The sequence below is a fragment of the Marinobacter sp. LV10MA510-1 genome, assembly GCF_002563885.1.
In the GTDB taxonomy this organism is placed as follows: domain Bacteria; phylum Pseudomonadota; class Gammaproteobacteria; order Pseudomonadales; family Oleiphilaceae; genus Marinobacter.
This window is the reverse complement of record NZ_PDJA01000001.1, coordinates 4,334,392-4,347,682: the sequence shown is the minus strand read 5'-3', so window position 1 is coordinate 4,347,682 and position 13,291 is coordinate 4,334,392. Positions and strand designations below refer to the sequence as shown.

13 protein-coding genes and 2 pseudogenes are annotated in these 13,291 nt (G+C 50.8%); 2 read left to right on the top strand and 13 right to left on the bottom strand.

The genetic code is table 11. The features are described from left to right. Nucleotides 1-69: 69 nt before the first annotated feature. From ATI45_RS21145 to ATI45_RS21135, 3 genes are all read right to left on the bottom strand, one after another. Nucleotides 70-507 (bottom strand): flagellar protein FlaG, encoded by a 438-nt coding sequence (locus ATI45_RS21145; RefSeq protein ID WP_098421507.1) that lies wholly within the window; start codon nt 505-507, stop codon nt 70-72. Between the two features lie 76 nt (nt 508-583). After that, a complete protein-coding gene (locus ATI45_RS21140) occupies nt 584-1,423 on the bottom strand; it encodes a flagellin domain-containing protein (RefSeq protein ID WP_098421506.1) in 840 nt (279 codons plus the stop codon). Nucleotides 1,424-1,606: 183 nt separating this feature from the next. After that, nucleotides 1,607-3,724: a 6-hydroxymethylpterin diphosphokinase MptE-like protein gene (locus ATI45_RS21135; RefSeq protein WP_098421505.1), complete on the bottom strand. Its 2,118-nt coding sequence runs from the start codon at nt 3,722-3,724 to the stop codon at nt 1,607-1,609. Nucleotides 3,725-3,867: 143 nt separating this feature from the next. Between ATI45_RS21135 and ATI45_RS23400 the strand changes: the two are divergent. Continuing rightward, nucleotides 3,868-4,026, top strand: a pseudogene (locus ATI45_RS23400) (transposase); the annotation flags it as partial. Between the two features lie 46 nt (nt 4,027-4,072). Here ATI45_RS23400 and ATI45_RS21125 read toward each other — a convergent pair. Together ATI45_RS21125 and ATI45_RS21120 are read right to left on the bottom strand one after the other, a co-directional pair. Continuing rightward, nucleotides 4,073-4,855: an IS66 family transposase gene (locus ATI45_RS21125; RefSeq protein ID WP_143751200.1), complete on the bottom strand. Its 783-nt coding sequence runs from the start codon at nt 4,853-4,855 to the stop codon at nt 4,073-4,075. Nucleotides 4,856-5,038: 183 nt separating this feature from the next. Further along, nucleotides 5,039-5,407: pseudogene (locus tag ATI45_RS21120) on the bottom strand (DUF6444 domain-containing protein); the annotation flags it as partial. 247 nt (nt 5,408-5,654) lie between these two features. Between ATI45_RS21120 and ATI45_RS21115 the strand changes: the two are divergent. Then, the gene (locus tag ATI45_RS21115; RefSeq protein ID WP_098421502.1) at nt 5,655-6,170 is read left to right on the top strand and encodes a CDP-glycerol glycerophosphotransferase family protein; all 516 of its coding nucleotides are present in this window, start codon (nt 5,655-5,657) and stop codon (nt 6,168-6,170) included. Nucleotides 6,171-6,172: 2 nt separating this feature from the next. Here ATI45_RS21115 and ATI45_RS21110 read toward each other — a convergent pair whose 3' ends face one another. The 8 genes from ATI45_RS21110 to pseG all read right to left on the bottom strand — a co-directional run bounded on the left by ATI45_RS21110 (nt 6,173) and on the right by pseG (nt 13,289). Continuing rightward, entirely contained in the window at nt 6,173-6,631 is a 459-nt protein-coding gene (locus ATI45_RS21110) for an adenylyltransferase/cytidyltransferase family protein (protein WP_098421501.1), read from the bottom strand. Then, nucleotides 6,628-8,058: a CDP-glycerol glycerophosphotransferase family protein gene (locus ATI45_RS21105; protein WP_098421500.1), complete on the bottom strand. Its 1,431-nt coding sequence runs from the start codon at nt 8,056-8,058 to the stop codon at nt 6,628-6,630. The genes ATI45_RS21110 and ATI45_RS21105 overlap by 4 nt, the downstream gene beginning before the upstream one ends. 135 nt (nt 8,059-8,193) lie before the next feature. Further along, nucleotides 8,194-9,240: a pseudaminic acid synthase gene (pseI, locus tag ATI45_RS21100; protein WP_098421499.1), complete on the bottom strand. Its 1,047-nt coding sequence runs from the start codon at nt 9,238-9,240 to the stop codon at nt 8,194-8,196. A gap of 69 nt (nt 9,241-9,309) precedes the next feature. Beyond that, entirely contained in the window at nt 9,310-10,029 is a 720-nt protein-coding gene (locus ATI45_RS21095) for an SDR family NAD(P)-dependent oxidoreductase (RefSeq protein WP_098421498.1), read from the bottom strand. Nucleotides 10,030-10,033: 4 nt separating this feature from the next. Next, nucleotides 10,034-11,179, bottom strand: coding sequence for an ANL family adenylate-forming protein (locus ATI45_RS21090; protein WP_098421497.1), 1,146 nt, complete (start codon nt 11,177-11,179; stop codon nt 10,034-10,036). Between the two features lie 185 nt (nt 11,180-11,364). Continuing rightward, nucleotides 11,365-11,622, bottom strand: coding sequence for an acyl carrier protein (locus ATI45_RS21085; protein ID WP_098421496.1), 258 nt, complete (start codon nt 11,620-11,622; stop codon nt 11,365-11,367). Beyond that, nucleotides 11,623-12,105 carry a hypothetical protein gene (locus ATI45_RS21080; protein ID WP_143751198.1) on the bottom strand — a complete coding sequence of 161 codons (483 nt, stop codon included), beginning with the start codon at nt 12,103-12,105 and terminating at the stop codon, nt 11,623-11,625. It lies immediately after the preceding gene. Between the two features lie 74 nt (nt 12,106-12,179). Beyond that, nucleotides 12,180-13,289: a UDP-2,4-diacetamido-2,4,6-trideoxy-beta-L-altropyranose hydrolase gene (pseG, locus tag ATI45_RS21075; RefSeq protein WP_228736069.1), complete on the bottom strand. Its 1,110-nt coding sequence runs from the start codon at nt 13,287-13,289 to the stop codon at nt 12,180-12,182. Between the last annotated feature and the right edge of the window lie 2 nt (nt 13,290-13,291).

The following is a 13,291-nucleotide window of genomic DNA, read 5'->3' as shown; positions in this document are numbered from 1 at the left end:
CGCCGAACTTTTTACGGTACAACGGCGCTGAATATTTTCCAATCGGCGATGGCTCTAAAGTGGCAACCATTAAACTTTTAAACTGAATAACGTCAACGGTTCATCTTGAAGCAAATTCTCTGCCAACTTCAAAGCGACCTCATCAGGAATTTGGCGAATAACTTCCTGGGTTTTTTGATCAACCACTCTCACAATGGTTTGCCCCATCTCACTATTCACCTCAAACTGAAGATCCCTGCTAACAGACTGAACATAATCATTCAACTGCAATACCGCATCGCTTAGCAGCCCAACCCGCTCGACAGACTGCGCTCCAACTTTCTCAAGCTCAGAAAATTTCTGAACATCAAGCAATTGGGAGTGCAGCTTCTGATCCACCGATGAAGCCCCTACCTGAGTAGAAACACGGTTGCCTTCGTTCCGAGATGACGCGTTTTCCGATGATGATGAAAAACTATCGAAAGGCAACAGTTTAAAACCCGTGCCGCTCAGATTAATGTCATTCATTATTCACCTCACTCTTCTCTGGCAACGCGAAGTCGGCCCCCCTAAAGGACAGCCGACAGCCACCTTGCTACCCTTATTACTGCAGGAGAGACAGAACTTGGTTGGGGCGAGCATTGGCCTGCGCCAGTACTGAGATACCTGCCTGCTGCAACACATTAGACTTAGCCAGCTTAGCAGATTCAGCAGCGAAGTCTGCGTCGAGAATCCGACCGTTTGCAGCACTTGCGTTTAAAATATTTGTCGACAAATTGTTAATTGTGCTCTCAAAGCGATTCTGTACCGCACCCAATTCAGAGCGAAACTCATTGACTTCTCCGAGGGCGCCATCTAGAACGCCAAGCGCTGCGATAGCTCCAGTGGCGGTTGAAATGTCTATAGCGCTGACTTTAGCACCTGAAGCACCAAGCCCGGAAGACGACATATTTGATGCGAAGTTCACATCAATCGTCTGGTCCTTCTTATAACCAACCTGGAATGAAACAGAGCTTCCAAGAGTGCCATCAAGAACCTTCTGGTTGTTGAAAGTGGTCTCTTCACTGATTCGTGTGATTTCAGAAATTCGCGCACCTACTTCATCTTGAAGTAGCTCTCTATCATCCGAGGTAATAGAACCATTTGCAGCCTGAACAGCCAATTCACGGATACGCTGCAAGTTGTTAACAGTTTCGTCCAAGCCACCCTCAGCGGTCTGTGCCATCGAGATGCCGTCATTGGCGTTACGCTGAGCAACGGTCAACCCGCGAATTTGCGTATCGAATCGTGTAGAGATAGCCAGACCAGCGGCATCGTCCTTGGCTGAGTTGATCCGTAAGCCTGAGGACAGACGCTCCAACGCTTGATCGTTCATATTCTGGGAACGAGACAACTGGTTTTGAGCACTGAGGGAGGCTACGTTAGTATTAATTCCGAGGGCCATGATACTTCTCCTTAAACCTTTACGTTTCTTTAGTTAAGACGTGGCTCCCGTGTAAATCTGCTGGGGTGCCTCGCCCTGTTAATTCACTTAACGGCACCTCGATTCAGATCTTTAGAATAAATCACATCACTCTTGTAACAAAACGTAACCATCACCCGCGACCCGCAAAAAAATGGATGACAGTCACTCAAACTCTGGATCGTCATCGATGATAAAGCGTCTAACCCATGGATCACTCTCGACCGAGCGCCCACTCAACATCACTTTTTCGAAGTGGGAGGGCAGCTCTTCCAGAAGTTCTGAAAAATGAGCCTTCCAAATATTCACAAAATCTTGCACTTCATCATCTTGACAAGCCATACCGTGACACAGGCCGACCGCAAGAAAATGCAAAACAGTGCCTTTGAGCAACTGCGCACAGTAAAGTTGTTCGGGGCGAACACCCTGAGCTCCGGAATCTAACTCAACAGTAACCGCCTTGAGGCGGAGCTGATTGACTAACAAGCATAGATCCTTCCTGCCGTGTATTGCTGCTTTTCCCAAGGTGCGTGCGTGCGCGGAACACACTCGCTTAAGCTCCTCGTGGACTCTGACTATCGGTATATCGAGAATCCCGCTGGCCAACTCCTTCACGTGACTCCGAAACAAGTCATCTGCCATCAGAACCTGATCTTCAACCTCAGATACATCGCTTTCAAACCGCGCAGCTGAAAGCCACTCTGTATTATCAATCACCGCCCCATTCGCACAATTGTATATTTGTAAGCCCGAGGCCGACGAGCGCATGACTGAACCTAAAAAATCTTCTAATGAACGCTTGGCAGTGTAATAGTCGTTCCTGGTTAAAATCGGCCGCCCTTCAACTCCTTCAACTTCAAAAATGGGCCTGGAACCACGCCTCCCCGCGTCTATACGGTCTTCCAATTGCTTAATAGGCGCTGCGTACTCTTCACCCCAAACGGACTGGCGAGCATGATGATAGTCTGCGTCCTTGAACCCATAATCCGTTCCAAAAAGATAAATCTTTCGAAAGCCAAGAGCTTCGCTAATTGCTACTGCTGCATTTGTCACCGTCGGATTGCATCCCGCAAATGCATCGGCTTTCGGAATTGCTAGTTCGGGAAGCATGTTATCGGACTTAAAAAAGTAGGTGACGCTTTTGAATAAATCACGCACAAAAGGATTCACTTCGCTCACAGCCAACAAGGGAATAGATTTCAGAATATCACTTGGAAGCTCACGATGTAGTTGGTAGACAATATAGCTGGGATCCAACTCAACGTGAAGATCCGGTGTAATCCCGGCAGCCAAAAGCGGCCTTAAGCCAGTACCAGCACTAACAACAAATATTTTTTCGCGCATTCTTTTTAGCGAATCAATTCGGTCATCAATGGAAGGGCCACTGCCAACAACAGCTACCGGCAGCTGAATAAATTTTCTGCCGGTATTCGCCAAATACCTCATTCCCGATCTCGCGTTGTGAGTCGTATTAACTAGCCTCATCAGCTCGTTGTCATAATTACTCCAGTTGGTAGTAATAACAGTAAGATCCTTACTCGCGGCGAGTACGCCTTTCGCCAACTCCACATCAGCCAAGTGGTTATAATAGATAGAAAAGAAAGGATAAAAGGGCACATCCTTTGCCATATTGGTGTGAACAAGAGCCCGAATTTCAGATTCAGAATCAGCTTTACCTATCGCGAAAGTCAGGGTTCTGCCAGTTTTCCTAAATCTCTTACAAATTTCCTCCCAGTCAACGGTATATAAACTAACCGCAAATTTTTCGGGCTCACGCTCCACGACAATTGCATTGATTACTTCCGCTTTTTTTACAACTTCCTCAATGTGGTAGCCCAAACCACAACCAAGAAACACGAGAGACGGGAAAAAGTTACCTCGTTGATACCCTTCAAATTCTTTAGCGGACAAGGGGCTCTTGGCGATAATCTCTCTGAGCAAATGAGAGGCAAAATTCTTTTGTGAATATGAACTGGAACGGGATGGCGAAAACGTCATAATTTTTGTTTTGCCTGCATTTTCTTGCAGCATCTGTTGCGCTTCACCTACGGAATATTCTCTGGCCAACCCTCGATAACAGGATTTTCCATTTGCGACCATATCCACATCATCTTTTCCAGGAGTAACTACTAGCTCTACCCGCAGGAGATCCATGTTGGCAAGCATGTTGTAAAGTACCGGACGATGGTGCTTAAAGTAAGCGAGGTTCCGCTGCAAACGCTGCATATAGACTTGACCATCATCTTGACCAGGACTTCCCGCCTTCTTTTCTTTCTTAGCCATTCAACATCTCCAACTATTAGGCTCGCACACGATCCCGGCATTCTGCCACACTAAGTCGTCTGCTTCACAGTAAGCGCCAAAATTGATTGGTGTGATCCACAACCAATCACCCTTGCCAAGCCCGCCCATACCGAAAACGCCGTCAACACACTCCAGAATTCAAAGCTCAGCCGGTAGCTGAAAGCCAAATCTCTGGAACGCCTGTTTCCCGTATTGCTTTGGATAATGACCTCAAAGCTAATCAGCTTAGGCGCTGGATCAGAGAGTCGAAGCAAACCGGTAGTGACCTTACGGCAGCATAGCGCAACTTCGCGCTACGCTTGTGCTAGACCTACCTGGATGGCGTGCTCAGGCGGCCTTGACGTCTTGACTGCTATGGCTTTGATAGGTCCACGGCAACCAGCTCTGCGGGCTTTGCCTGGCTTCGCTGGCATGACGCTGGACGCTGCGCAGGTAAATCAGCGGATTGATTCCGGCTGCGGCACAGGTTGCAATCACTGAGGTGATCACATCGGCGATGGCCGCACCGGCGGCGCTCTTGAAGAACATGGCGTTCTTGCGATTGCGGATCGGCAGCTTGAGACCACGCTCCATGCGGTTGTTGTCGAGCGGTGCCCCCTCATGGCGGCAGAATGCGCTGAGTCCGTCGAAGTGCTTGTTGAAGTAGTTGACCGCCTGGCCAAAGCTGCTGTTGGCTTCAGCCGCGTTCGCAGCCAGCCGGTCTGCGCCATAGCGGCGGATGTATTCCATCACCGGAAGTGAGTGCTTGCGGTGATGGGCCAGCCGCTGCGCGGCCGTCATCTGCTGCTCAGTCGCTTCAGTGTCGTGTTGCCAGATCAGCTGGTAACGCGTCAGTACCGCCTCCGCCTCTTCAGGAAAGTGCACCACCAGATCCGCAAAGTTGCGCCGGCCGTGTGCATTGCACAGAGCGATGCGCAGCGGGGTGCGGCTGACATGGTTGGATGAGAGCGCATCACTCATCACCAGCGGCGGCGGGCTGCCGTCACTGCGCAGGCGCAGGACATCGTCCAGTAATTCACCGGCATGGCTGAGCGATGTCTGGTACAGCACCAGGGGCGGACCGTCACCTTGCTCGGCAATCATGCCGGAGGTATGGAGGGACGGCCGCACGCCGGTGTGGTCGTTGCACGCGCCAGCGCGTGAAGTCTGCGGCCAGCGAATCGAGCCGCCTCTGGAGCTGAACGGTATCGTTGACGGGGGTTAGTGGAATCATGACTGCCTCCTGATAGGGTTGAGGCATTCATTGAATCAGAAGCTCAGCAGGAAGTTACGCTATGTTGCCGTAAGCTCACCAACGACCTGACGTTTCTCGAAGCCCACAACCCGAAATGCGCCGCCTTTGGGTAAGGTGCGTCGATCCACTTTCACCCGCTGGATGGCATCCGGATCTACCACCGGTTGCAACGTCTTCCCAACGCGGCCGGGCTGCCCGCCTGGCTTACGCCCGCTCTTCAAACGGTTCTGTCTGGGGCGGTTCGGATCCTGAGACGGCGGCTTACTGCTGTTGGCACTGTGGGTGTTAATCCGCCCACTCAGTATCTGGACCAGCACAATCAGCAACTCGATGGCCGTCCGCATGGAAGGCGCGACGGTTGTGTCTGCTTGGAGTTGTTGTCTGACGTTTGCCAGCGCAGCGTCGACATCAATGTTACTGATCTTCATGGGTCTGAGTACCGTCGAGTGATTCATTATCATCGCACGACTTTTTCAGGTCGAATTTTTCGTCCTGAGCGCGGATTTGACGGGGTTTTTCAAATCGACGTCGCCCCGGGGATGGACAACAAAACGAAAGGGCCGTGAAGGGCTCTTGGAGGCTTTGCGCGTCGCTTAATGGGTTTGCGTTGAGTGTGGCCTAAATTCATGAAATTGGGGCCAAAACCCTGTCAAGAACTTTTTTAGAAAATTTGAGCTGAATAGTTACGATCGAGAAAGCTTTTTTGAATTTCTTGACGAGAATCAGATACAACTCGTTGTCAAACCCCACCCCTATCACGAAGCCGACTTTGGTCTCGGCCCTTTGGAAGATATGCCTCAGTGCATCTCAACACTGACGGACTCTCAGCTTTTTGAGCACGGCCTCGACTTTTACGAAGTGTTATCGGCGGCTGATGTCCTAATCACCGATTATTCGTCCGTATTTTTTGATTTTTTATTACTGGATCGCCCGATTATTTTCACACCCTCTGACCAAGCTATTTACAAAGAGACCCGTGGATTTCTGCTTGAACCCTTCGAGTTCTGGGCCCCCGGCCCCAAAAGCATTGATCAAATAAGCCTGCAACAAACGATTCATGCCGAACTGGACGAACCTCAGACCTACAAGGAGCAGAGACAGACTATTAGAAACCTGGTTCACCACTACCAGGATGATCAATCCTCGGCCCGCGTTGCCGACTTGATTGCACAGCAACTGTCTCAGGCCTGACCTTATTCTAAAGCTTTAACAACATTCAGCAGGCTGTCCAATCCATTTCGAATTTCCCGAATACTTTTGGAATTGAGGTCAGACAACCGTTGTTTGAGCTGGGTCGTTGAGATCTGCGCAGTCCTAGAGAGATAGACGACCTCACAAAGTTCCTTGAGATGGTCAAACTTGCCTTGCCAGTCCTCTCCAATACCAAGGAGGTCGACATTAAAGCTCTGGATATCAGTGCGCTTTTGCTCCCATGTTGTCTCGGGCACTACATGGTCAACGCACGAAATGGACTGAACAATCCGAGAGCGCTCCTCATAGCTAAAAATACTCTCCTTTCCTTTCCCACGGTTAAATTCGTCCGTCGATACACCAACAATCAGCTGATCGCCCAGTGCCGCCAAGCGCTCAAGCATATTGAGATGCCCGATATGGAACAGATCAAAAGTTCCATATGTCATAATAATCTTCACTTTAATCCCCTCAAGTAGTCGAGCAGCTGAGGTACCGCCTCTGTTTGTGCAACCCCATACTTCTCAATAAGTCGATCTTGGGGCATAACAGTTTTCGGCTCACCTACCGTTAAACGCTGCAGCTCTGCATGGAGCTCCGACTGGTCTGCCACCTGGCGACCAGCTTCATAATCCTGATCGTCAATCAAAGGCGCACCTCGAACATTGTGATAATCCACTTTGTCATACTGAAAATAGACGATTGGCCGCCTGAGTACTAAAAAATCCAACGCTACAGACGAATAATCTGTAATCAATACTTCAGCATCCGCAAGCCAAGTGTAGATATTTAGTGCAGGTGGATAGATAAAAATATTTGAAAGCCCGTTTAGCGGAGTCAATTCCCCAGAGCTATTCAAAGCATCTGAGCCTGTACGTAGCTGACCAACTAAAAAGGGATGAAGTTTCAGCACCAACGACCGCTGATGCTCGCGACAGAAGCGGTTTAAACTATCAAAATCCAGCGGGAGCGTATTTTCGCCATTATCCCGGTAGGTTGGCATATAAACCCACAATGGCCCTAGCTTGCTCTGGAGCATCTGTAAACGTGCCCTTGGGACGCTTCCAATCCAATCGCGCTGCTCCGGAGATTGTAGCAACGCATCACAACGAGGATAGCCAAAGTTATAATAGGCTCGCGCTCTGAAAATGGTTCGAAAAATGTGCTCATTAAACCAATGGGAGCTCGACACAAACGCATGATCACAAACACCCTCAAAATGGGAGTTACCCGACAAAGCTTTGTATGGCAAACCGTGCCAAAGCTGCACAACTCGTTTGGTTTTACGCAACTCACTAAATCGGGCGGTGGTGTATTCATGGTCGACCACGATCACCCTGGCGCGCACCAAGTGCCAAAAACCCAGATAGCGGCGATTAACCACCGCATTTTTTTTGCACAGAACATCGTTGGCGAACCCGCCCGGAATATCGAATGCCACGAGCACCGCGCCCCCCGGTTCGTCACGAGTGTGGGCGCTCCAGGCTAGCAAAACATTCGTATCTACAAATGTTTCGGCATAATAGATAACCCGTGTCGATGGCAGTATCCGGCCCGCAGCAATGATTGTGCGACACCAAAATTGGCTCAGCCCCATTAGAATGTTTCGGCCAACGGCCCGACGGTATCGTTTGAAAGACAATTCGCCGGAGACTTGCAATAAAAGGCGATCAGCCTCAAACCCTTTATCAAGAAGCCCGTCGCATATATCAGACTGAAACCTGCCCTCTGCGACAATCAGAAAATCATATGCTTCTGCCTGGACTGGATAATTAATCACGCCCTCATCACGTTTCAAGTTATCGACCAGCCCAAGTACATCATACCCGGCTGCTGTTAGCCGGCGCTCCAGGTTACGACCAGCAGGATTCGCCGGTGCTACATACACCCTGACGGGGGTGCTGGCTAACGGACTCAATGAACCACAACCGTTTTGGAAAAATGAACAAATAAACCTACACCATTCCACCAAGATGAAAAACCCAAACCTTCATCATCTGGACATTCAGCAACCAGCACTTCCTTACTCATCAAAATGCTCCCAGCTGGTTGGCGTTCCTTTATCTACATCCTTTTTTAACGTTCGGCCAATGAGGCTGCCAAAATACTTGGGTTCCAACCCCAAACCCGGCCGAATTCTTTTCACATCGGGCTCGTTAACCTTATCGCCGGCTTTCTTATCGTTTACAAAATAGATGGAACGCCGGAAGGCCCTGTTAGGCTCTTCACATTGCTGCCTTGAATAATCTGCTTTTCCTACCGATAGCCAGGCATTCCTCGCCTCTATACACAATCGTTCCAACTCATCCGGTTCGATGGAAAAACTGCTGTCGGGGCCGCCATTATCTCTGTTCAGAGTAAAGTGCTTTTCTATAAAATGCGCCCCGAGTGCAACAGCCGCTACAGAAGCCGTAGTGCCCAGAGTATGGTCAGATAACCCGGATACTGTTTTAAAACGGCGGGTCAGCTCCGATATCTGGGCCAGATTGGCCTGCTCAAAAGGGGCCGGATAACTACTGACGCAGTGCAGCAATATGAGTTCACTGCAACCGCCTGTTTTTGCGGTTACAACTGCATCCTCAATTTCCTGTTCAGACGCCATGCCGGTAGACATGATCATTGGCTTTCCGGTTCTGGCGACGTATTCAATCAACGGAAGATCCGTCAACTCAAAGGACGCAATCTTGTATGCCGGCGCATCCAGGCTTTCCAGCAGGTCTACGGCAGATTCATCAAACGGCGTGGAGAAGATCGTTATTCCCAGTTTTCTGGCATGTGCAAACAACGCAGGGTGCCATTCGAAGGGTGTCTGCGCCCATCGGTACAAATCGTATAGCTTGTAACCCTCCCAGGGGCCGCCCTGAATCAGGAACTCGTGGCGATTACTGTCGATTGTCATGGTGTCTGCGGTATAGGTTTGCAGTTTTACCGCGTTGGCCCCACAACGTTTGGCCTCACTGATGGTCGCAAGCGCATGCTCTAACGAGCCGTTATGATTGGCGGAGAGTTCGGCAACTATATACGGTGGTTGTCCCGGGCCAATTTTAACGCCATTGATGATAATGCTCACATTGCATCCTTCATTTTCTTATGGGTTTTCCGATACGCACCTTGGCAACCCCAACCCGTGCACTCGGATTTAGGCGCTGCTTCCGGCATCGACCGTCATCACCGTTCCGGTAATCATACGAGCCTCATCTGACAACAGATAGTTCACCATATTGGCAACATCTTCGACCCCAACAAGCGCGCCCATGGGGCTCCTGCGGCGAATAGACCGCAACTTTTCCTCATCCATGCCCAATGTCATGTCCGTTGCCATATACCCGGGAGCCACGCAGTTGACCGTGATCCCGGCTTTACCGACTTCGCGAGAAAGGGATCGGGTAAACCCCTCCAGGGCCGCCTTGGTTGCCCCATATACCGACAACCCTTTATAGCCGGTAGCCGCAATGATCGATGAAACATTGATAACGCGCCCCCGCTGATTGATCAGCATTGGCCGCAGTAAGTACTTTGTAAGCAACATTGGCGCTTCCACGTTCACACGCAGTGATCTTGCGATGTCAGTTTCATGCATGGTGGCCAATACGCCATCAACACCCTGAGCGGCATTGTTAACCAGCCCGTAAAGACGCCCATAGTTCCTGGAGACTGACTGACAAAACTGATGGACCCCGGTTGTGTCGTTAAAATCGTAAGGCTCAAAACTTGCCAGGCTGTTACTGTCAAGCCACTCATCGCAAGCATCCGTTTTATTTCGGCCCACAATCACTACCCGGTAGCCGGAATCCACCAGTCGCTTTGAGATTGCAAGCCCCAGCCCACGAGTCCCGCCGGTTACCATCACTGTGTCCATTCCACTACATCCTGTTGGCTTTTCCGGCTGAATTGGCATCAATCTGCTCAACAAATCGTATCAACGCGGGCACTTTGTATGGCTCAAGACTGGTTTTGCAGCGGGCCAGAATGGTTTTTCTCAGCGCTGCCGTGTCAGTATCCGGCGACTGAGGCACTACATCTGCAACCACCAACTGGCCGGTCACACTGCTGGCTCTCGCCTTCACCAGAGCATCAGCCACACCTGTAACGCTGCGAATAACGGCTTCAACTTGCTCCGGAATAACCTTGCTACCTCCAACATTGATAACACCAGAGCTTCGCCCGACAAAACACACTCTGTTACCCCGGATCTCCACTAAATCCCCGGTATCGAAAAAGCCTGACTCATCCAGAGGCAACACTCCGGTTTGCGCCGATGACATCGGTTTAATTCGCAGCGTGCCAGAAGGCCCAATCGCCAGGGATCGTCCTGCAACCGTCGACTTCAGATAGCCGACCGGAAACCCCAGGCAGCCATCCGTCACCGAGAACCCGATGCCGGTTTCAGTCGACGCATAGATATGGGCGATTCGTGCCGCCGGGAAAGCCGCCTTGAGCGCATCCAGAATAGACTGATCTGCAGGTTCGCCACCCAGCGTGATCTGCCGGAAATGTTGCCCCTTCAGCACACCGGTCATAAGCAACTTGCGCCAGTAGGTCGGCGTTGCCGACAAGGCATTTACACCGGATTGCCGTAACCGGCTCGCTTGCTCGTGAATGGGCTCGCACGGGTCGCAAATAACCAGCCGGGAACCGCCTGCCAATGCCTGCAGTACTACCTGTAACCCCGCAAACCGAAAAGCATCGAAAACCAGCCCCCAAACAAATTCCGCTCCCCGATCCCGGTCTGTTTTTGCGGTTCGAACAAGAGCATCGCCTTTGTGGCTAACCAGCGTTGGAGTACCTGTTGTGCCCGAAGTTGCAAGCACCCAATCGGTGTCCCAAAACATCGGGCCCGCCTCGCGCTGTTGCACAGGTGTCATGGTGTTCCTCCACTCGGAAATCTGCCTTTCATTGATAACCAGGTCAGCTCCGAAACGTTGTTCAAGCAAAGCCAGTTCCTCAGTGTCCTTTAACGCTGAGGGAACCAGAAGCACCGAAGCCGCAAGGCCGTCCAAAGCGATCATCCATGCCAATGCATCGGTGATTTCCTCCAGCTTCAGTACGACACGAGAACCCGAAAAACAAGTGAACACCTCTCTGCACGACTCAACCTGTTGTCGAACATTTCGTGCTGACCGGCATCTGTTGTTATCTACCCAGACTTCACGGGAGCCATCAAGCCTCGCCAATAATTCGATCAGGGCCAAAATCAGTTTCGCTCTCGCCGGTTTTCATAAATTGCGACAAACTCACCGAAGGTCGTCGGATACACGGCCTCATACATTTCAACAAAAGGGTCAAAACCAAGCTCTTCTTCAAGCCGTGCGACCAGAATGGCGAACCCTAATGAATCCAGCCCGCTGTTCAGGAGCACCGTGTCGTCTGCCAGTTCAGCACACTCAAGAGTGGAGTCAGTTGCTTCAAGCGTTTCATGAAGCAATGCAAGGATAAACTCTCTTACCGGCATTCAGTTCTCCGTGTTCCAATGTTTATAAGCAAGCTTCATTGAGCTAGGCATGGCTGTGAATGCCTTCGCTTTTATCTCCGCTAGCCTTGGTCGTTCAAGGCGATAGCAACACAGTTCGATCTCGCTTCCACTGCTCGCCGTGCGTTTGTAGCTGCCCGTAGTCTTCAGGCCCAGAAACCGGTTGAACTTGATCGGGGCCATATTGTCAGACACTATTTCGCTGCATAACGCTGACGTTTCGGGTTTGGCAAAAACGTGATCTGTTGCGATGATGAACAGCGCGACAAATAATCCCGGAACCATTTTTTCTGTGCCTATGTAGCACCCCCAGGTTACGTCCGGCTGACCAAGACTAATGAAGGAGAGTGCAGCAACAGGCATTTTGCCCAGGTAAACAACGAAATACTCTCGGCTCCGATCAGTTTCCAGAGCCCTCAGGAATGCTTTATGGGAGGCTGCAGAAATAACAGAGTCATCTATCATGTTCGCCCGCACTCTCGGGCTGTTACGCCAACCCAGAACAAGCTCAGTATTGTTATCTGAAAAAGGTACCCATGTTAGACCCGGCATCGCCCGCTCTCCGTTTCTATATTCATCATATCGGCCACTCTTCCGGTTCCTTTACCGTCGACAAAAGATCGCACTCTGCGGGACTGCGCCACAAAGGCTGTCGGGTCATCCAGAATTTCCCCCAATCCCCGACTAATATCGTTGACGGTGACGTGCTCAGCCTTACCCAAAAAACAGATCAATCCCTGCTGTGCCAGCGCCTTGTTCAAGCTATCCTGATTATCCGCAACGCTGGTCACTATCGCCGGCAAACCCAGACAAAACCGTTCCCAATTAGTGGCGCCACCACCACCGAGCATGAGGTCGGCGCGCACCATCAAACCGGCAAGGCTGGGTAAGCCGCAGTACACACCGGTATCACCGCGGATGGATGCCAACTGTTGGATTTTTTTTGAGTTTTGGTGGTTTTTCCCAAGAACAATATCAGCGCTTAGATACCGGCACCCAGGTGCAGAAAGTGCTGTCAGATAAGCCTCTGTGAGGTGGTAAGGGTCGCTACCGCCTACAAAAACCAACACCCTGGCCACTTTGTCCGCTCTATCAGGAAGAGATGCCGTTATAAGGGCATACTCTTGGCCAAGCAACGCATAAGCAGGACCAAGAAGATACTTGCAACTCTGATTGGTTATGCCTGCATATTTGTCACCGTTTTGCTCGCCAAGTACATTTTGGTCAAGCAGCAAGTCACAATGATGGCGGCGGTCTGCTAAGTCATCGATAACCATAACGTGGGAAGCAACGACTCCAACGACAGCCTCCCATTGATGGTCGAGCGCATAATGATCCACCACCAGCCAGTCAACAGCAATGCCCTCAAAGGCCTCCAAGGTTTGCTCTGCATCGGCCTGCCAACTGGCAGCCAGCCAGTGTGAATACGCCAACAGCTGGCCGTTAACCGGAATGGAGGCATTAGCCGCGTTGCGTAACCAACGCACTGGAAATCCCTTTGTCGAAATTACTTCGCCAAGATGGCCCTGATGAGGCCGGCAAAAAAATTCACATAAATGCCCACGTCGGCGCAGTTCATCAGCCAAAGTCAGGCAGCGCATCACATGCCCGGTACCAATCTGTAATGAAGCATCAGTACGGAAAACCACCC

Bases quoted from the DNA above. Each gene is read 5' to 3' on its own strand.
- ATI45_RS21145 (WP_098421507.1), bottom strand. From the start codon at position 507: ATGAATGACATTAATCTGAGCGGCACGGGTTTTAAACTGTTGCCTTTC.
- ATI45_RS21140 (WP_098421506.1), bottom strand. From the start codon at position 1,423: ATGGCCCTCGGAATTAATACTAACGTAGCCTCCCTCAGTGCTCAAAAC.
- ATI45_RS21135 (WP_098421505.1), bottom strand. From the start codon at position 3,724: ATGGCTAAGAAAGAAAAGAAGGCGGGAAGTCCTGGTCAAGATGATGGT.
- ATI45_RS21095 (WP_098421498.1), bottom strand. From the start codon at position 10,029: ATGGACACAGTGATGGTAACCGGCGGGACTCGTGGGCTGGGGCTTGCA.
- ATI45_RS21090 (WP_098421497.1), bottom strand. From the start codon at position 11,179: ATGATCGCTTTGGACGGCCTTGCGGCTTCGGTGCTTCTGGTTCCCTCA.
- ATI45_RS21085 (WP_098421496.1), bottom strand. From the start codon at position 11,622: ATGCCGGTAAGAGAGTTTATCCTTGCATTGCTTCATGAAACGCTTGAA.
- ATI45_RS21080 (WP_143751198.1), bottom strand. From the start codon at position 12,105: ATGATAGATGACTCTGTTATTTCTGCAGCCTCCCATAAAGCATTCCTG.